Below are 19026 nucleotides of genomic sequence, written 5' to 3'. Positions count from 1 at the left end.
CCGAGCACCGTGGCGACACCGGGAGCACCGCTCTCAGCCGCAGTGACGGCAACACCGAGCACCGTGGCGACACCGCGCACCGCGCCAACACCGAGAGCACCGCTCTCCCCTGCAACGTCCCCGACGTCCCCGATGTCCCCGACTGCCTTCATGGCCCTCACGCCCACCACCGGCCCCACCGGCCCCACAGCCCCCACAGCGAGAGCAGTGCTCACGCCGTGAGCGTTGCCCGTACAAGGCACATGTCAGGAGTACGCCAAGGGCGGCGGCCAGGCGCTCGGTCCGTCCGCCGGGTGCGCGCCGGACGCCCCGGGGAACACGCACCGGCGCGGACGCGCACGCGGTATTCCGGACGACGGGCCGGTGTCCGATGGCCGAAGCTGTCAGATGTGAGACTGAGACTCCTCCTGCCCCTCGTCCCCCAGCCATCTCGCCCGTCGCATGTCGAGCCGGGGCACGTGGCCCTCGGCGGCGCGCGGGGCGGGGCGCAGCGGGGTGCCCTCGGCGCGGTACCGCTCCAGGGCGCGCAGTTCGTGGCCGGGCAGCAGGACGCCGTCGGAGCGGACCACCCGCCACCACGGCACCGTCCCGCCGTACAGGGACATGGCCCGGCCGACCTGCCGGGGACCGACGCGGCTGCCGCCGGTGCCCCGGCCGGTGATGGCTTCCTGCTCCCGGCGCTCCTCCTCCAGGCGGCGGGCGACGTCCCCGTAGCTCATGACCCGGCCGGGCGGGATCAGTTCGGCGGCCTCCAGGACCCGTTCGACGTACTCGGGCGGTCCGGGGCGACCGGGCGGCCCGGGGTGCTGCTCCCTCGACTCGCTCATCCGGACCATCCTGCCGCATGCCTCCGACAGTCCGCCGCCACCTCGGCGCAGGGTGTTCGGGCGCGCTCGGGGGCGCGGGAGTCCTTCCGCGCACCCCCGAACGGCACACCCCGGAACAGCGCACCCCGAAACAGCGCACCCCCGAACGGCACATCCCCGAACAGCACACCCCCGGATCACGCGCAGCCGAACCCCACGCCCCCGAACCGCACGCCCCCCGACCACACGCTCCCGAAATGCACCCTGATGCCCCTTGGTGAAACCGGGCCGTGCCACCATCGTGCGGGCGGTGACGCGTGAGGCGGGACCGACGACAGCAAGAGTTCCCTGAGACAGCGAGGCGGCAGAGCGTGCGTTCCGAAGAGCCGGACAGCTCTGCCGGCACTCCCCCGCGTCCGGGCTCCGGCCCGTCCGCGTCCCCCGCGTCCCCCGCGTCCCCGCCCTCGGAACCCTCGGGGGCCCCGGAGAGGACTCCCGCCCCGGGGAACACCGAGCCCCCGGAGAAGACCCCCGCTCCTGAGAACACCGAGCCCTCGGAGAAGACCCCCGACTCCGTGCGCACCGAGCAGCCCCCGGAGAAGGCCCCCGCTCCCGAGAACACCGAGCCTCAGCAGAAGCCCCCCACCCCCGCCACCACCGCCCCCCGGGAAGGGACACCGGCCGGAACACCGGCCGGAACGGCCGGAACACCGGCCGGAACGCCCGCCGGAAGACCGGAGGAAACGCCGGCGGGCACGAGTGGGCCGGCGAAGTCCGCCGCGGCCACGGCCCCCGACGAGGGCCCCCCGGCCGCAGCCCCCCGCGAGGCGCCCCCGGCCGCAGCCCCCCGCGAGGCGCCCCCGGCCGCGGCCCCCGGCGAGGCCCCCTCGGTCGCGGCCGCCGAGCGGGCGAAGGCGGCCGGGGAGTTGTCCGGCGCGACCGCCGTCTCCCGCGCCGGGGTGCGGGACGACGAGGAGAGGGTCGTGCGCGCCGATCAGGTCGAGGGCGACGAGCCCTTGCTCCCGGCCCGTGTGCACCGTCCCTACGATCTGGTGCGCCTGTTCGCCGGGGTCCTCGCCATCGCCGTACTGCTCGCGGTGGCGGCCTTCGCGCACGGCACGACCTCGGGGCTCGAACAGGACATCAGCAAGGGTACGGGGCGCGCACCCGACCTGTTGATCAAGTTCGCGGGGCTGGCCTCCAGCATCGCGGTCCTGCTGGTCCCGGTGGCCTTCGCGATCGAGCGGCTGATCAAGCGGGACGGTCTGCGGATCGCGGACGGGGTGCTGGCCGCCGTCCTCGCGCACGGGGTGACGCTCGCGACGGACCTGTGGGTCGCGAAGTCGGCCCCGCACTCGATCCAGGACGCGCTGACCCAGCCCTCGCCCTCCGACGTCCACGCGCTGACCGACCCGGTGCACGGCTATCTCGCGCCGGTCATCGCGTACATGACGGCGGTCGGGATGGCGCGCCGGCCGCGCTGGCGGGTCGTGCTGTGGGTGGTGCTGCTGCTCGACGCCTTCGCGATGCTCGTCGTCGGCTACACGACCCCCTTCTCGATCGCGCTGACCGTGCTGATCGGCTGGAGCGTGGCCTACGGCACGCTGTACGCGGTCGGCTCCCCCAATGTGCGGCCCACCGGGCGCACCCTGCTGGCGGGGCTGCGGCACGTCGGCTTCCACCCGGTGTCGGCGGCCCGCGCCGAGGACGTACCGGACGCGCCGGAGCACGCGGACCGGGGCCGGCGCTACTTCGTGACGCTGGAGGACGGTCCGCCGCTGGACGTGACGGTCGTGGACCGGGAGCAGCAGGCGCACGGCTTCTTCTACCGGGTGTGGCGGCGGCTGACGCTGCGCTCGGTCACGACGAGCCGGAGTCTCCAGTCGCTGCGGCAGGCGCTGGAGCAGGAGGCGCTGCTCGCGTACGCGGCGATCGCGGCGGGGGCGAACGCCCCGCGTCTGATCGCGACCTCGGAGCTGGGCCCGGACGCGGTCATGCTGGTGTACGAGCACACCGGGGGCCGTTCGCTGGACACGCTGGCCGACGAGGAGATCACGGACGCGCTGATGCGGGACACCTGGCGCCAGGTCCAGGCGCTCCAGTCGCGCCGGATCGCGCACCGCAGGCTCGCGGGGGACGCGATCCTGGTGGATCGTTCCGGCACGGTGATCCTGACCGATCTGCGGGGCGGGGAGATCGCCGCCGGGGATCTCGTGCTGCGCATGGACGTGAGCCAGTTGCTCGCGACCTTCGGTCTGCGGGTCGGCGCGCGGCGCGCGGTGGACGCCGCGCTGGACGTGCTGGGCCCGGACGCGGTCGCCGACTCGCTGCCGCTGCTCCAGCCCATCGCGCTGACCCGGTCCACCCGGGCGACTTTGCGACGGCTGGCCAGGGAGCGTTCGCAGCGCGAGCGGGAGGCGGTGCTCGACGCGTCCCGGGAGACGAAGCGGGCGCGCGCGGCGGCCGGGGAGGCGGGGCTGGACCGCAAGGCGGCGCGGGCCGAGAAGCAGGCCGAGAAACGGGCCATCGACGAAGCCCTGGACGAGGCCCGCGAGGACGATCTGCTGACCCAGATCCGCCATCAGGTGCTCCGCATCCGGCCGCAGGCCCCGGTGGAACCGGCCCGGCTGGAGCGGATCAGGCCACGCACCCTGATCAGTTTCATCGCGGGCGCGATCGGCGCGTACTTCCTGTTGACGCAGCTGACCCACATCGAGTTCGGCAAGCTGGTCGACCAGGCGCAGTGGGGCTGGGTGATCGCGGCCGTCGCGTTCTCCGCGCTGAGCTACGTGGCCGCCGCGATGAGCCTGCTGGGCTTCGTACCGGAACGGGTGTCGTTGCGCCGTACGGTGCAGGCGCAGGTCGCGGGCTCCTTCGTGAAGGTCGTGGCGCCGCCCGCGGTGGGCGGGGTCGCGCTGAACACGCGGTTTTTGCAGCGCTCGGGGGTGCGTCCGGGGCTCGCGGTGGCGAGTGTGGGCGCCTCGCAGTTGTTCGGGCTGGCCTCGCACGTCGTCCTGCTGCTGGCCTTCGGCTATCTGACGGGGACGGAGAAGACGCCCTCGCTCTCGCCGTCCAGGACGGTCATCGCGGGTCTGCTGACGGTCGCGGTACTGGTCCTCGTGGTGACGGCCGTCCCGTTCCTGCGCAAGTTCGTGGTCACCCGGGTCAGGTCGCTGTTCGCGGGGGTGGTCCCGCGCATGCTCGACGTGTTGCAGCGTCCGCAGAAGCTGCTGACCGGCATCGGCGGGATGCTGCTGCTGACGGCGTGTTTCGTGATGTGCCTGGACGCCTCCATCCGGGCTTTCGGCGACGAGTCGGCGCACCTCTCGCTGGCGAGTGTCGCGGTGGTCTTCCTCGCGGGCAACGCGCTGGGTTCGGCGGCGCCGACCCCGGGCGGCGTCGGGGCGGTCGAGGCGACGCTGACGCTGGGCCTGATCGCGGTGGGCCTGCCCAAGGAGGTCGCGGCGCCCGCCGTCCTGCTCTTCCGGCTGCTGACGCTGTGGCTGCCGGTCCTGCCGGGCTGGCTGTGCTTCAACCAGCTCACCAGAAAGGGGGCGCTCTGACGGCGGTTCCGGGCGCCGGAGGAGTACTGCCGACGCGAGCGGGAAGTCACCCGACCGGACCCCGCCCCGAGCGTCCCGGATCACCCACAACGAGGATGGGACCATGTCATTTCCCGCCCAGCCCCGCGCGGCTCTGAGGACCGGGGCCGCGGCCCTGCTCACCCTGACCCTGGCCGCCGCACTCACCGCGTGCACCTCGGACGACGGCTCCTCGGCCGCCGGGGCGCCGAGTGGCGGCGACCCCAAGGCCCAGAAGCTGAGCTGGAAGGACTGCCCGGCCCCGAACGACACGCAGGGCTCGGGTGACAAGCCCTCCCCGCTGCCGGGCGGGACCAAGTGGCAGTGCGCCACCATGAAGGCGCCGCTGGACTGGGACAAGCCGAAGGGCCGCACGATCGACCTCGCGCTGATCCGCGCGACGGCGAAGGACAAGGGCGAGCGGATCGGTTCGCTGGTCTTCAACTTCGGCGGACCGGGCGGCTCGGGCGTCTCGACCCTGCCGGCCTTCGGCACCGACTACGAGAAGCTGCGCACCCGCTACGACCTCGTGAGCTTCGACCCGCGCGGGGTGGGCCGCAGCTCCCCCGTCGAGTGCGAGAGCGCCAAGCAGCTCGACCAGTACTTCCAGCAGGACAACACCCCGGACGACGAGGCCGAGCGCAACGAGTTCGTGACGGGTACGAAGAATTTCAACGCGGCCTGCGAGAAGAACGCGCGGGCGGTCCTGCCGCACGTCTCGACGACCGACGCCGCCCGTGACATGGACCTCATGCGCCAGGTGCTGGGCGACAGGAAGCTGAACTACTTCGGCATCTCCTACGGCACGGAGCTGGGCGGCGTGTACGCGCACCTGTTCCCGAAGCGGGTGGGCCGCGCGGTGTTCGACGCGGTCGTGGACCCGACGGAGGACTCCGAGCAGGGCTCCCTGGGACAGGCGAAGGGGTTCCAGCTCGCGCTGGACAACTTCGCGCGGGACTGTGTGAAGCAGAAGGACCAGTGCTCGATCGGCGGCTCCGCGAAGGACGTGGAGAGGCGCATCGCGCAGTTCCTCAAGCGCCTCGACGGCAAACCGCTGCCCGGCCTGGGCGAGCGCGAGCTGACCCAGTCGGCGGCGACCGGCGGCATCGCGCAGGCGCTCTACTCGAAGGACTACTGGCCGTACCTGCGCGAGGGCCTGTCCCAGGCGTACGAGGGTGACGGCCGGGTTTTGATGGCGCTCGCCGACGCGATGAACGGCCGCAACGAGAACGGCACGTACAGCAATATCCAGGCCGCGAACGTCGCGATCAACTGCGCCGACGACAAGCCGCGTTACTCGATGGCCGACATCCAGAAGCGGCTGCCGAGGTTCCGGAAGGCGTCCCCGGTCTTCGGCGACTTCCTGGCCTGGTCGATGGTGAGCTGCACCGACTGGCCCGTCCCCGGCGCCGCCGACCACCCCGACGTCTCGGCGAAGGGCTCGGCCCCCATCCTGGTCATCGGCAACACCGGCGACCCCGCCACCCCTTACGCGGGGGCGGGCCGGATGGCGGCGGCCCTCGGCAAGGGCGTGGGCGTCGAACTGACCTACAAGGGCCAGGGCCACGGCTCGTACGACAGCGGCGACCCCTGCGTCCAGGACACGGTCAACGCGTACCTGCTGGACGGGAAGGTGCCGCGGAGCGGGAAGGTGTGCCAGTGAGGCGACGCCCTCCCGGCCGGGGCGGGGGGCTCCTCGCGCCGTCTCTCAGTCCTTCTTCAGCTCCTCGGCGAGCATCACGAGGATGCCGCTGGGGCCGCGGAGGTACGTGAGCTTGTACACGTCCTCGTAGGTCGCCACCCCGCGCAGCGGAAGGCATCCGTGCTTCGCGGCCGTCTCCAGGGCCGCGTCGATGTCGTCGACGGAGAAGGCGACGCGGTGCATGCCGATGTCGTGGGGGCGGGTGGGCTCGGACTCGATCGCCTCGGGGTGGATGTACTCGAAGAGCTCCAGGCGACCGTGCCCGTCCGGCGTCTGGAGCATCGCGATCTTCGCGTGGTTGCCGTCCAGGCCGACGGCGGTGTCGGTCCACTCCCCGCTGACCGTGTCACGGCCGATGACCGTGAGGCCGAGGTCGGTGAAGAAGGAGATCGTTGCTTCGAGGTCGCGGACGGCGATGCCGACGTTCTCAAGTCTGATGGCCATGCGCCGCATGCTATCGATCCGGGCCGGTCGGGAACCTTCGGGAAAACGCCGTGCGGGACGGCCGGTTCACGCCTCCTTTCGGGAAACGAGGCGGGGCCGGTCGGGGAGGCGCCGTCCTCACCCGCCCTCGCGAAGAAGGACGCGCCCGCGAGGCCGGAGGCGGCGCCGGATGTCGAGGCCCGCGAGTCCGGGATGCTGATCGCCGGGCAGGCGGCGTACCAGGCGGGCGACGGACAGCCGCGTACTTCTGCGGCGCCACCAGGAGGCGGACGACTGCTCGGGAGGGAGGCCGGAGTGAACGAACGGGAATCTCGACCGCCGAGGGAACGCCCCGCGCCGCTCGATGCGGTGCCAGGGACGACAGTGCGCACGGGTCCCCGTCCAGGCCCCTACCCGCCCAGCACGACCATCGCCGCCGTCACCACCGCGAGCAGGCCGACGTACGCCCAGGCGTGCACACGGTCCGGGATGCGGGGCGGGCGGCGTCGCAGGAGCGCGATCACCGGTAGGGCTCCGGCCAGGAGGAACGCGGCGGCCCGGAGGTCGGCCAGGCCCGCCAGGGATGGTGTCCTCGGGTGAGCCACGGTCGGGCCGGTCAGGTAAACAGCTGCCGCGGGCAGGGAGATGGCCAGGGTCAGCGGGTTGGCCAGGGCGGTGGCCACGCGCATCGGGTGGCCGGCACGGCGCATCGCGGGGACCGTCATGACGCTGCCGCCCACGCCGAGGAAGGCGGCGAGCGCGCCGATGGGCGCGCCGGAGACGGTCGGCAGGGGGCGCGGGGCGGTGGTGGCCGTCTCGTCCGGCGGGCGCAGGAAGCCGGGGCGCAGGAGCACGTCGACGACGGTGAGAGCGGTGTACGCGACGAAGGCCCAGTGCGCGGGGCCCGGCGGCGTCAGCCCCGCGGCGAGCGCCCCGATCGAGGCCCCCGCCGCCAGCAGGAGGACCAGGGGGACGCTGCCGCGCAGGGCGGCGAGGGTGCGGCGCGGGGTGACGGCGGTCGCGAAGCCCGCGTTGACCACCATGACCAGGGCCGAGGTGGCCGTCGCCACCCGCATCGCGTCCGCGCCGAGGGCGGAGTCGGCCCACACCACGACCGGCACGGTGACGAAACCGCCACCGAACCCGAAGAGCACCGTCGTCAGCCCGGTCAGCAGCCCGATCCCGAGCAGGGTCACCACGTCCATGCCCCCAGCTCACCAGCCGCCGGGGGTGTCGGGCATGCGATGGTCGGCTGGATTCCTTCGCGTCCCGGCCACCGCCGTCGTACGGTGGTCCGGTGCGGAACGTTTCCCTGGACGAGGTGGACGGCAGCGGCCGGGCCGTCCTGCCGATCGGTACCGACTACCCGCCGGGGCGGCTGCTCGACTGGCACGAGCACCGGCGGGCGCAGTTCCTCTACGGGGCCACCGGCGTGATGATCGTGGACACCGCCCGGGGCAACTGGACCGTGCCGCCCGAGCGGGCCGTCCTGATCCCGGCCGTCACCCGGCACCGGGTCCGCATGCTGGGCGTGCGGACCCACAGTCTGTACATCGAGCCGGACGCGGTCCCCTGGTGGCCCGCCGCCTGCACGGTCGTCGACGTCGCGCCGTTGCTGCGCGAACTGCTCGCCGCCGCCGTCGACTTCGGGGCCGACTACGACCTGTCCGGGCGGGAGGGCGTCATCGCCACCCTCCTACTGCACGAGATCTACGAGCTGGCGGCCGGCGTCCCGCTCCCGTTCCATGTGCGCATCCCGGTCTCCGAGGACCTCGCCGCGCTGTGCCGCGACTACCTGGCCCGTCCCGACGCGGGGGTCGGCAACGCCGACTGGGCAGGGCGGGTGGCCATGAGCGAGCGGGCCTTCACCCGGCGGTTCCGCGCGGAGGCCGGGGAGAGTCCCGCTGTCTGGCGCGGGCGGGCGCGGCTGCTCGCGGCCGTACCGCTGCTGCGGACCCGCTCGGTCACCGAGGTCTCCGGCCGCCTGGGCTACGCCTCCCCCGCGGCCTTCACCGCCGCCTTCACCCGGGCCTTCGGCACTCCGCCGTCCCGCTTCGGCGCCGTGAGCCCGGCCCTCCCGCCCGGCCCACGCGAAAGCGCCGGACGCGCGGGGAGAGACTCTCCCGGCGCGTCCGGCGCCTGAGCGAACGACTTCAGCGGTACCGGTCTAGTACACCGGCTTCGACGGCTCGATCTGGTTGACCCAGCCGATGACGCCGCCGCCCACGTGCACCGCGTCCGAGAAACCGGCGGACTTCAGGACGGCGAGCACCTCGGCGCTGCGCACGCCCGTCTTGCAGTGCAGGACGATCTTCCTGTCCTGCGGGAGGTCCTGGAGCGCGTTGCCCATCAGGAACTCGTTCTTCGGGATCAGTCGGGCGCCCGGGATGGAGACGATCTCGTACTCGTTCGGCTCGCGGACGTCGATGATGTCGATGTTCTCGCCGTCGTCGATCCACTCCTTGAGCTGCTTCGGAGTGATCGTGGAGCCGGCCGCGGCCTCCTGGGCCTCCTCGGAGACGACGCCGCAGAACGCCTCGTAGTCGATCAGCTCGGTGACCGTCGGGTTCGTGCCGCACACCGCGCAGTCGGGGTCCTTGCGGACCTTGACCTGGCGGTACTGCATCTCCAGCGCGTCGTAGATCATGAGGCGGCCGACCAGCGGGTCGCCGATGCCGGCGAGCAGCTTGATCGCCTCGGTGACCTGGATGGAGCCCACCGACGCGCACAGCACGCCGAGGACGCCGCCCTCGGCGCAGGAGGGGACCATGCCGGGGGGCGGGGGCTCCGGGTAGAGGCAGCGGTAGCAGGGGCCGTGCTCGGACCAGAACACGGACGCCTGGCCGTCGAAACGGTAGATGGAACCCCAGATGTACGGCTTGTCGAGCAGCACGCACGCGTCGTTGACGAGGTAGCGCGTCGCGAAGTTGTCCGTGCCGTCCACGATCAGGTCGTACTGGCTGAAGATGTCCATCACGTTCTCGGCTTCGAGCCGCTCTTCGTGGAGGATCACGTTCACGTACGGGTTGATGCCCTTGACCGTGTCCCGCGCGGACTCGGCCTTGGAGCGGCCGATGTCGGCCTGGCTGTGGATGATCTGGCGCTGGAGGTTGGACTCGTCGACCTCGTCGAACTCGACGACGCCGAGCGTGCCGACGCCCGCGGCGGCCAGGTACATGAGGGCCGGCGAGCCCAGACCGCCGGCGCCGACACACAGCACCTTGGCGTTCTTCAGCCGTTTCTGCCCGTCCATCCCGACGTCCGGGATGATCAGGTGGCGCGAGTACCTGCGGACCTCGTCGACGGTGAGCTCAGCTGCTGGCTCGACCAGGGGTGGCAGCGACACGGCAACTCCGTTGGTCGGTTCTTCGGAAGACTGGTTCTGTCCGTAACACTGCCACGCCGCTTTTCATTCCGAGACACCGCGTCCGATCCGCGAGACGATTTCGTCCCAGTAGCCGGGCAGTGTCTCAAATGCCCGGTAATGCACGGCTGTCGGGTCCTCGTCGCGCTCGCCGTCGCGGGCCCGCGCGGTCCTGTCGGTGAGCAGGACGGTGCCCGCGCCCTGCCAGCGGGCCAGCCGCAGCGCCTCCTCCAGGTGGGTGCGGGGGACGCCGTGCACGAGGTGGCAGAAGCGTCCGGGCGGGAGCGCGGCGGTCCACTCGGGCGCCTGCGCCCAGCGGTAGCGGGACCAGGGGCCGAGGAAGGTGATGAGCTGCTCGGCCAGCGGCGCGTAGCCCGGGTCCGGGTGCGCGCCGTGTCCGAGGACGAGGTGGGCCGGGCCGTCGAGCAGTCCGCGCAGCGCGGTGGTGAGCCGGGCCACGTGCGGCAGCGCGGCCGGTTCGCGGGGGCAGCGGTGCAGCAGGTAGCCGTCCACGCGGTACCAGTCGCGGTAGCGGCGGGCCTCGTCGAGCACGGCGCGCGCCGGGCGGGCGCCGTGACCGAGGTCGACGCGGCCGAGGAGGAGGCCCGCCGGGCGCGGCTGACCGGGGGCGGCCCGCAGCCCGGCGTTCTTGATCCGCCCCGCGGCCTCCAGGCACCGCGGATCGGGCCGGACGCCGGGCCCGTCGTCCACCGAGAGGGCCGTCCAGTGGACGGGGACGTCCGCGCGCAACGGCTGCGCCCACTCCCCGGGCGCGAGCAGCGGGTGCGCGAGGCCCGGCAGCGCGAGCCCGGCGCGGTCCGGGATGGGCGGCGGGCCCGGTACCGCCCGCCCGCCGGACAGCCCGAGGGGGGCCGCTCCGTGGGCGGCCACGGCGGCGGTGGCCCCGCCGCGCGTGGCCGGACCACCGCCGCCGTGGTTCACATGCGGCACGCCGCCTCCATCCAGATGTCGGCGAGGGACTCCTCCAGGTTGATGCGGGGGCGCCAGCCGAGCCGGTCGCGCGCGGTGCGCACGTCGGCCTGCTGCCAGGTCCCGCAGCCGTCCGGATAGGGGTGGGAGGCGGCGGGCGCGGCGAGGACGTGCTCGCCGTCGCCGCCGCGCGGGTGCCCGATGGTGGAGCGCAGCCCGTGCCCGAGGTGCGGGTCGCGGACGGGCAGTCCGGGGCCGAAGCCGGGCGGTGACTCCAGTTCGTGCAGCGCCCCGCCGAACCCGGCGACCCGCGCGAGCACGGCGGCCGCCTCGCGCAGCCGCACCGCCCGGCCCGAGCCGATGTTGACGACGCCCTGGGCGGCGGACAGCGAGGCGGCGTGCACGGCGCGGGCCACGTCGCGTACGTCGACGAAGTCGCGCTGCACGCCGAGTCCGCCCAGTTTCAGTTCGGTGTCCCCGGCCTGCATCGCGCGCCGCATGGCCTCGGCGAGCCGCCCGAGCGGGGAACCGGCCGGGGTGCCGGGCCCGACGGGCGAGAAGACCCGCAGGACGACGGCGTCCAGCCCGGAGCCGAGGACGAGTTCGGTCGCGGCGAGTTTGCTGACGCCGTACGGTCCGCCGGGCCGGGGCACGGCGTCCTCGGCGGTCGAGGAGCCGGGCTGGCTCGGCCCGTACTCGGCGCCGCAGCCGAGCTGGACCAGGCGGGCCCCGCAGCCGGAGCGGCGCAGCGCCTCGCAGATCGTGGCGACGGCGACGGTGTTGTGCCGGGTCAGGTCCCGGGCCCCGCCGCGCACGGTACCGGCGCAGTTGACGACGACGCCGGGGTGGACGGCGTCGAAGAACCGGGTGAGCGCTCCGGGTGAGCCGCCCGCGAGGTCGAAGCGGACATCGGCGTCGTCGCCCCGGCCCAGCACGGTGAGCTGGACGGCGGGGTCGGCGAGCAGCCGGTCGGCGACGAAGCGGCCGAGGTAGCCGCCTGCTCCCATCAGCAGCACCCTCATCGGGCACCTCCGGTGGGGGCCGAGGGGCGGCGGGGGCTGGTCATCGTGTGTCTCCTTCTGGGGGTCGTGCCGTGGGTCGCTGGTGCGGCCCGCGCTGCCGGCCGCGCGGGAGGTGGTGCCGCGCGGTGCCGGCTGCGCGGGAGGGGGTGTGTCAGGTGCCCCGACGGCGGGGTGACCGGGGGCCCCGGGTCAGGTCAGGCCGGCCCGCGCCGCGTGGGCCGAGGCGCGGGAGAGGACGGGCAGGCCCCGGGCCAGCAGGGTGAGCACCGTGAGGACGCAGGCCAGCGCGGGGACGGCCCCGGTGCCGCCCAGTGCGGTGAGCGCCTCGACGGGCGCGGACACGGACCGGGCGCCGGGCAGCCGGGCGGTGAACACGGCGGCCAGGGCGGCGAACTGGAGTCCGCAGGCGGTGAGCAGGGCGGTCCTCGCGGCCCGCGCGCAGCCGTACTGGATCATGAGCCGGGCCAGCAGCAGGAGCCCGCCCAGCGCCCCGGCGCAGAGCCCGCCGCTCGCCTGGTGGAGCGCGGCCGCGCTGAGTCCGAGCAGGGTCCACAGGCAGCACAGGAACAGCAGGAACGTGCCGAGCAGCAGGGGGCGGACGGCGAGGACGAAGTCGTCGAGGGAGCGGCTGAGCGCGAGGCGCCGCCGCGCCCCGTACGCGAAGGCCCGCGCGCACAGGGCGCCGGGGACGAGGGCGCACAGCAGCGCGAGGGCGGGCGCGGTGTGCGGGCTCCAGCCGTGGTCGGGGCCGCCGCTCAGCGCCTGGGAGAGCAGTCCGTCGCCGTACAGCACCCCGGCGAGCAGGAGCAGGACGTACAGCGTGGTGCCGGGGGCGGCGGGGACGCGGCTGCCGAGCGGGCCGTGCCGCAGACAGGCGCGCAGGCTCAGCGCGAGGGCGAGCAGGCCGGTCCCCAGCAGCGCGGCGCGGGGGTGTCCGCCGGTGTGCGGCAGGGCGAGGAGGATGCCGAGGGCGAGGGCGCCGGGCAGCGGGACGAGGAGGGCACCCGGGCCGCGGTGCCCGGTCACCGGGGCGGCCGTGAACGGGGCGCGGTCGGTGAGGAGTTCGGCGCGGGCGCGGTCGGTGTGCCGGGGCACGCGCGCGAACATCTCCTCGGCGAGCGCGAAGACGTCCCGGTGCAGGTAGTGGCGGGCGGTGCGGTCGGTGACTCCGCGCGCCTCCAGCCCGGCCGCGATCTCCAGCGGGTCCACGGCTCGGGCGCACAGGTCGTGGTGGGTCTCCATGAGGGCCTTGACCGGGTCGGCCCCGGTCTCCCCGCCCGGTTCCGGGCGGGCTCCGGGCCCGGTGGGGGTGTACGCGCTCATCGGGCCGCCTCCTTGCGGTCGTCGCAGTCGTGGGTGTGGGCGTGGGCGTGGGTGTCGCGGTGCGGGGCGGGCCGGGGGCTCATCGGGCCGCCTCCAAGGGGCGGTGCGAGGCGGGCGCCGCGGCCGTCCCGGAGCCCCCACCCGGGCCCGGAGCGGGAGCGGTGGGCAGGACCGTCTCCGCGGGGCGGCCGAAGGGCAGCGGCTCCCCCCGGTCGTCGAGCGGTTCGCGCGGTACCGGGCAGCGCGTGAGGATGTCGAGGTAGATGTCGCCGAAGGCGGCCACGTTCTGCTCGACGGTGAAGAGTTCGAGGGCGCGGGTCCGGGCGGCGGCGCCGAGCGTTCGGCGGCGCTCCGGGTCGCGCAGCAGCTCCAGGCAGGCCCCGGCCAGGGCCCGCGGATCGCGCGGCGGGACGACGAGCCCGGTGCCACCGACCACCTCGACCACGGCGCCCGTGTCGGTGGAGACGGTGGCCCGGCCGCAGAACATGGCCTCGACCAGACTGACCGGGAAGCCCTCGACGACGCTGGAGAGGACCACGGCGTCGGCGTCCGCGTACACCTCGGCGAGCTCCGGGCCCGGCGCGTCCGGCGCGCCGGGCTGCTCGAAGCGGACCGGGCGGGGCTCTCCCCCGGGCCCCGGCGGGAAGAGGGCGGCGGCCAGCTCCTCGCAGTCCGCGCGGTAGGCGGCCTCGCTCTCGTCGGCCGCGGGGGCGCCGAACAGGCGCAGGGTGGCGCGGGGTTCGGCGGCGTGCACGGTCACGAAGGCGCGCAGGAGGCTCGCGAGGTCCTTGGCCTCCTCGAACCGCCCGACCCACACGAGGTCCCAGCCGCCGCGCTCCGCGCCGTCGCCGCCCGCACGGCCTGCGCGGCCTGCGCGGCCGCACAGGGAGGCCCCGGCGGCGGCCTCCCCCACCTCGGCGAAGCGGGTCGCGTCCATGCCGGGGTAGACGGTGCGGAGTCTGGCGGGGTCGGCCCCGCACCGCTCCTGCCAGCGCCGGGCGTGCGCGTTGCCCGGGGTGACGAGGGCGGCCACCCGGTAGACCTCGGCGGCGAGTTCGCGGTGGAAGCCGCCGAGCACGGCGCGTACGGGGGCGCTGGGCGCGGGCCGCTCCGCCGCCGCCCCGTCCGGGTCCGCCGCGCCGGGCGCCGGGTGCGCGCCGAGGTACAGCGATCGCAGCCGTACGCCGTACTCGGTGACGAGCAGCGGGACGCCGCCGAAGTGGTGGGCGAGCAGTCCGGGCAGCGCGGCGAGCCCGCCCGCGGTGGCGTGGCACAGGTCCACGGCGCCGAGGCCGTCCTCGGCGTACCAGTCGAGGGAGAGCGGGCGCAGCGCGCGCTCCAGCAGGTCGGTGAGGAGCAGCAGGTCGCTGACCCGGGCGCGGTGGGCGGCGGGCAGCGCGCCGGAGTCCCGGCAGGCGCGTTCCAGGACGCGTACGGCGGTCTCGGAGCGCAGCGCCCCCGGCAGTCCGCCGGTCTCCTGCGCGAGTTCGGCGAGGCCGCGCAGGGCGGCCCCGAAGGCGCCGGTCCCGGGGGCGAGGGGGCTTGGCGCCCGTCCGTCGCGGTGGGAGTGGGAGGGGCCGGGCGCGGCGCCGGTCCCGGGCTCCCCGGCCGTCATACCGGCCAGCGCGGTGAGTCCCAGGAGCGCGCCGACGCCGGTGCCGGGGCGCGCGCCGGGCTTCCGCTCCGGGCCGGCGGCGGGCAGCGCGCGGACGGCGGCCACGGGTCGCGGGGTCCGCGCGCGGGCTCCCGCCCCCGCTCCGGCCCGTGCGTTGTCGGCGGAGCAGACGGCCGCCGCGAACGCCTCGAAGTGGCGGAGGAACTCGCCCCGGGCGCGGCGGCCGAGCCGCTCGCCCTCCTCGGGCTCGTCCCACAGCGCCGCCGTGCGCACGCGGCCGACGTGCTCGGGAAGCGGGACCCAGCCCCGCTGTTCCTGGTGCGCGCCGCGGCTGAGCGCGTAGACGTCGAACACGTGGTGGTCCAGGCCCCGTACGAGCCGGTCGCACCAGAGTCCGGCCTCTCCGCTCACGTACGGATAGCCGCCGTCGGTCAGCAGTCCTACGCGCACAGCACACCCCCGATCTCCCGGTGACGGGGCCGTCCTCGGCGAGGACGACCCGCAGCGGGACGAAGGTATGCGGGTGAGGGGGCGCACGACGGACGGTTGTCCGTCGCGCCATCAGAAGGGGTGAAGCCTCGTAACCAATCCGTGGCGCGGACGTTTGACCGCGACGTAGCGGGGTTGACGTGCTGTGCCCGGTCGTCGGCGGGGCTCAGGCCACGGGGAGCGCCTCCCCGGGGAGCGCGGTCCGCCGCGCGCGCCGCTGCCGCGCCGTCTCGGGGTCGAGTACGGGCACGGCGGCGAGGAGCCCCCGGGTGTACGGGTCGCTGGGCGCCGCGTAGACCTCCTCGACGGTGCCCTCCTCGACGACCCGTCCGCCGCGCATGACGAGGACGCGGTCGCTCACCTGCCGTACGACGCCGAGATCGTGTGCGACGAAGACCAGGGCGATCCCGGTGTCGCGCTGCAACCGGGCCAGCAACTCGACCACTTGGGCCTGCGTGGTGACGTCGAGCGCGGAGACCGCCTCGTCGCACACGATGACGGCGGGTTCGGGGGCGAGGGCGCGGGCGATGCCGACGCGCTGGCGCTGTCCGCCACTGAACTCGTGCGGATAGCGGTCCTGGAACTCCCGGTCGAGCCCGACCTGTTCGAGCAGCTCCCCGACGCGGGCCCGGATCGCCTTCTCGTCGCGGTCGCCCCGGGCGCGCAGCGGGTCGGCGACGGACTCGCCGACGGTGCGCCGGGGGTTGAGCGAGGAGGCGGGGTCCTGGAAGACCATCTGGACGGCGGGCCGGCCGTCCGGGCGCCGCGCGGAAGGGGCGAACTCGACGCTGCCCGCGCTCGGTTCGAGCAGGCCGACGAGCATCCGGCCGAGCGTGGTCTTCCCGCTCCCGCTCTCGCCGACGATGCCGAGGGTCTCCCCGCGCCGGACGGTGAGGGAGACCTCGGACACGGCGGTCACGGCGCGCGCGCCGCGCCCGAACTTCCTGGTGACACCGCGCGCTTCGAGGACGGTCCCGGTCGTGGGGACGGGCGGGCGCAGGGGGCCGTCGACGCGGGGTACGGCGGCGAGCAGCGCGCGGGTGTAGTCCTCGCGCGGGCCGCCGAGCACCTCGGCCACCGGTCCGCGCTCCACGGCGCGTCCGTGCCGCATGACGAGGATCTCGTCGACGCTTCCGGCGGCGACGCCCACGTCGTGGGTGACGAGGATCAGGCCGAGACCGGTGTCGGCGCGCAGTTCGTGCAGGAGGTCGAGTATCTGGGCCTGCACGGTGACGTCGAGCGCGGTGGTGGGCTCGTCGGCGACGAGCAGCGCGGGTTCGCAGGCCAGCGCCATGGCGATGAGGGCGCGCTGGCGCATGCCGCCGCTGAACTCGTGCGGGCGGGAGCGGGAGCGGCGGGCCGCGTCGGGGATGCCCACCCGGTCGAGGACCTCGACGGCGCGGGCGCGGGCGGCGCGCCGGGTGGCCCCGCTGTGCAGCCGGTGCACCTCGGCGATCTGGTCGCCGATCGCGTAGTACGGGTCGAGCGAGGACAGCGGGTCCTGGAAGACCATCGCGACGGTGCCCCCGCGCAGGCGGCGCAGCGCGCGGTCCTCGGCGGTGAGCACGTCGGTGCCCTCGATCCGCACGCTGCCGCCGACCCGGGCGCCGGTGCCCCGGTGCAGGTCGAGCAGGGCGTAGGCGGTGGCGCTCTTGCCGGAGCCGGACTCGCCGACGATGCCGAGGGCGCCCCCGGCCTCCAGTGAGAAGGACAGTCCGTCCACGGCTCGCACGGAGCCGAAGTCGACGGTCAGGTCGGTGACTTCGAGCAGGCTCATGCGATCGCCACCCTTCGGTCGGCCACCGCGTACAGGATGTCCGCGAGGGCGTTGGCCAGCACGACGAAGAAGCCCATCACGAGGACGACGCCGACGACGACCGGCAGGTCGGAGACCTGGACGCTCTGCACCAGGGCGCGGCCGAGGCCGGGGATGCCGAACAGCGACTCGGTGAGCATGGCCCCGCCGAGCACCGTCCCGGCGTCGAGCGCGCTCATCGCGACGACGGGGGCGACGGCTCCGCGCAGGGCGTGCCGCATGACGAGGGAGCGTTCGGACACGCCGTAGGCGCGGAAGGTGCGCACGTGGTCCTCCGCGAGCGTCTCCAGCATGGAACTGCGGGTGAGCCGCGCGTACTTGGCGGACTCGATGAGGGCGAGCGAGACCCAGGGCAGCACGAGGTTCCAGGCCCACTGCTCGGGGTCCTGGGTGAAGGGCACGTACGTCGGGAAGGGCAGCCACTGGAGGGTCGAGCAGAACAGGATGATCAGGACCAGGCCGATCACGAACACGGGGGTCGCGACGCCGGCCAGGGTCAGCCCGGTCAGGAGCTGTTCGGTGGGCCCGCCGCGCCGCCAGGCCGACAGGATGCCGGTGCCGACCCCGATGAGCAGCCACAGGACGAAGGCGCCGGCCAGGAGCGAGGCGGAGACCGGGAGCTTCCCCGTGATCAGCGTGGTGACCTGCTGGCCGCTCTGGTAGGAGACGCCGAGGCAGGGCGCCGCGCAGTGCTCGCTGCCGGTGCCGGTCGAGAAGTCCCGTCCGGCGACGAGGCCCTGGAGGAAGTGCCCGTACTGGACGTACACCGGGTCGTCCAGGCGCAGTTGGTCGCGGACCTGGGCGACCTGGGCGGGCGAGCAGCGCGGTCCGCACACGGTCTGGGCGACGTCGGCGGGGATGACGTAGAAGAGCCCGTAGACCAGGACGGTCAGCGCGAACAGCACGAGGAGGGCGCCGCCGAGGCGGCGCAGCAGGAAGGCGCTCATACGGCGGCCCCCGGCCGGCGCGGGCGCTTGCGGGCCCTGCGGACGCCGGCGCTCAGACGGGACTCGGCGCGCGGGTCGAGCGCGGTGCGCACGCCCTCGCCGAGGACGGTCAGGGAGAGCACGGTGACGAACAGCAGCCCGGCGGGCAGCAGCAGGTAGGTGGGCGCGGCCTGGTACCACGTGTTGGCGTCGGTGATCATCTGTCCCCAGGACGGGGTGGGCGGTTTGATGCCGACGCCGAGGAAGGACAGGGCCGCCTCGGTGCCGATGTTGGAGGGGAACAGCAGCGCCGCGTAGGTCAGGACGGGCGCGGCGAGCGAGGGCAGCAGTTCACGGCGGGCGATGTTCCAGGTGCTCCAGCCGCTGAGCTGGGCGGCGGCGACGTGGTCGAGGGCCTTGAGGCTCAGCGCCTGGGCCCGCACGAGCTTGGAGGTGCCGGCCCAGCCGATGAGGCCCATGATGACGGCGAGCAGCACGGGGCGCGGGACCGAGTCGGGCGCGACCGCGAGCAGCGCGAGGGCCAGGATGTTGACGGGCAGGGCCACGTTGATGTCGGTGAGCCGCCCGACGATCTGGTCGAGCAGGCGGTGGCCGAGGGCGGCGGCGAGGCCGAGGACGACGCCGAGGGCGACCTGGAAGAGCGTGGCGCACAGGGCGATGCCGAGCGAGACGCGGGCGCCGTAGACGAGCCGGGCGAACAGGTCGCGGCCGGTCTGGGGTTCGACGCCCAGCCAGTGGCTGCCGCTGATCCCGCCGAAGGAGCCGAGGGGGACGCCGCCGGAGGCGGAGTCGACGAGGTGCGGGTGGTAGGTGTTGGGGTCCTGGCCTTCGAGGGCGGCGAGCAGCGGCGCGGTGAGAGCGACGAGCACGAGCAGCGCGACGACGGCGGCGGCGAGGAGCGCGCTCCTGCGGGCGCGCAGCCGCCGCCAGAAGGTCCGGGCCCCCGGGGCCGGGGCGGGCGCGAGCGCGTCCGCCCCGGTCTCGGTGGCGAGCAGTGCTTCGGACATG

Annotated in this window: 14 protein-coding genes; 3 read left to right on the top strand and 11 right to left on the bottom strand. The window is 74.5% G+C overall.

Features of this window, described 5'->3' with window-relative positions:
* Nucleotides 1–383 precede the first annotated feature (383 nt).
* Complete coding sequence (locus ACFYMP_RS03990) at nucleotides 384–827, bottom strand: MGMT family protein (protein ID WP_388850091.1); 444 nt, start codon at nucleotides 825–827, stop codon at nucleotides 384–386.
* Nucleotides 828–1381: 554 nt separating this feature from the next.
* Between ACFYMP_RS03990 and ACFYMP_RS03985 the strand changes: the two genes are divergently transcribed.
* Together ACFYMP_RS03985 and ACFYMP_RS03980 are read left to right on the top strand one after the other, a co-directional pair.
* Nucleotides 1382–4369, top strand: a complete 2988-nt coding sequence (locus tag ACFYMP_RS03985; RefSeq protein WP_388850088.1) for a lysylphosphatidylglycerol synthase domain-containing protein — start codon at nucleotides 1382–1384, stop codon at nucleotides 4367–4369.
* 103 nt (nucleotides 4370–4472) lie between these two features.
* A complete protein-coding gene (locus ACFYMP_RS03980) occupies nucleotides 4473–6050 on the top strand; it encodes an alpha/beta hydrolase (protein WP_388850085.1) in 1578 nt (525 codons plus the stop codon).
* A gap of 45 nt (nucleotides 6051–6095) precedes the next feature.
* Here the strand turns inward: ACFYMP_RS03980 and ACFYMP_RS03975 are convergent, their stop codons facing one another.
* Both ACFYMP_RS03975 and ACFYMP_RS03970 read right to left on the bottom strand, forming a co-directional pair.
* On the bottom strand, nucleotides 6096–6533 hold the full coding sequence (locus ACFYMP_RS03975; protein WP_388850082.1) for a VOC family protein: 438 nt from the start codon (nucleotides 6531–6533) through the stop codon (nucleotides 6096–6098).
* A gap of 389 nt (nucleotides 6534–6922) precedes the next feature.
* On the bottom strand, nucleotides 6923–7717 hold the full coding sequence (locus ACFYMP_RS03970; RefSeq protein ID WP_388850079.1) for a sulfite exporter TauE/SafE family protein: 795 nt from the start codon (nucleotides 7715–7717) through the stop codon (nucleotides 6923–6925).
* A 92-nt stretch (nucleotides 7718–7809) separates the two neighbouring features.
* On the opposite strand from ACFYMP_RS03970, the gene ACFYMP_RS03965 reads away from it, so the two are divergent.
* Complete coding sequence (locus ACFYMP_RS03965) at nucleotides 7810–8655, top strand: helix-turn-helix domain-containing protein (protein WP_388850076.1); 846 nt, start codon at nucleotides 7810–7812, stop codon at nucleotides 8653–8655.
* 24 nt (nucleotides 8656–8679) lie between these two features.
* Here the strand turns inward: ACFYMP_RS03965 and moeZ are convergent, their stop codons facing one another.
* From moeZ to ACFYMP_RS03925, 8 genes are all read right to left on the bottom strand, one after another.
* Complete coding sequence (gene moeZ, locus ACFYMP_RS03960) at nucleotides 8680–9858, bottom strand: adenylyltransferase/sulfurtransferase MoeZ (RefSeq protein ID WP_388850073.1); 1179 nt, start codon at nucleotides 9856–9858, stop codon at nucleotides 8680–8682.
* A gap of 63 nt (nucleotides 9859–9921) precedes the next feature.
* Nucleotides 9922–10737 carry a spherulation-specific family 4 protein gene (locus tag ACFYMP_RS03955; protein WP_388850983.1) on the bottom strand — a complete coding sequence of 272 codons (816 nt, stop codon included), beginning with the start codon at nucleotides 10735–10737 and terminating at the stop codon, nucleotides 9922–9924.
* 77 nt (nucleotides 10738–10814) lie between these two features.
* Nucleotides 10815–11828: an NAD-dependent epimerase/dehydratase family protein gene (locus ACFYMP_RS03950; RefSeq protein WP_388850070.1), complete on the bottom strand. Its 1014-nt coding sequence runs from the start codon at nucleotides 11826–11828 to the stop codon at nucleotides 10815–10817.
* Nucleotides 11829–12017: 189 nt separating this feature from the next.
* Nucleotides 12018–13151: a hypothetical protein gene (locus ACFYMP_RS03945; RefSeq protein ID WP_388850068.1), complete on the bottom strand. Its 1134-nt coding sequence runs from the start codon at nucleotides 13149–13151 to the stop codon at nucleotides 12018–12020.
* Between the two features lie 79 nt (nucleotides 13152–13230).
* Entirely contained in the window at nucleotides 13231–15216 is a 1986-nt protein-coding gene (locus ACFYMP_RS03940; protein ID WP_388850065.1) for a DUF3492 domain-containing protein, read from the bottom strand.
* Between the two features lie 205 nt (nucleotides 15217–15421).
* Nucleotides 15422–17032 (bottom strand): dipeptide ABC transporter ATP-binding protein, encoded by a 1611-nt coding sequence (locus ACFYMP_RS03935; protein ID WP_388850062.1) that lies wholly within the window; start codon nucleotides 17030–17032, stop codon nucleotides 15422–15424.
* The gene (locus ACFYMP_RS03930; RefSeq protein ID WP_388850059.1) at nucleotides 17029–18018 is read right to left on the bottom strand and encodes an ABC transporter permease; all 990 of its coding nucleotides are present in this window, start codon (nucleotides 18016–18018) and stop codon (nucleotides 17029–17031) included. The genes ACFYMP_RS03935 and ACFYMP_RS03930 overlap by 4 nt, the downstream gene beginning before the upstream one ends.
* Nucleotides 18015–19025 carry an ABC transporter permease gene (locus ACFYMP_RS03925; protein WP_388850056.1) on the bottom strand — a complete coding sequence of 337 codons (1011 nt, stop codon included), beginning with the start codon at nucleotides 19023–19025 and terminating at the stop codon, nucleotides 18015–18017. Before ACFYMP_RS03925 ends, ACFYMP_RS03930 begins: the two co-directional genes overlap by 4 nt.
* Between the last annotated feature and the right edge of the window lies 1 nt (nucleotide 19026).

The organism is Streptomyces sp. NPDC007088 (assembly GCF_042869355.1).
Taxonomy (GTDB): Bacteria; Actinomycetota; Actinomycetes; order Streptomycetales; family Streptomycetaceae; genus Streptomyces.
Note: the sequence above shows the minus strand (reverse complement) of the source record. Positions and strands in the feature narration are given on the sequence as shown.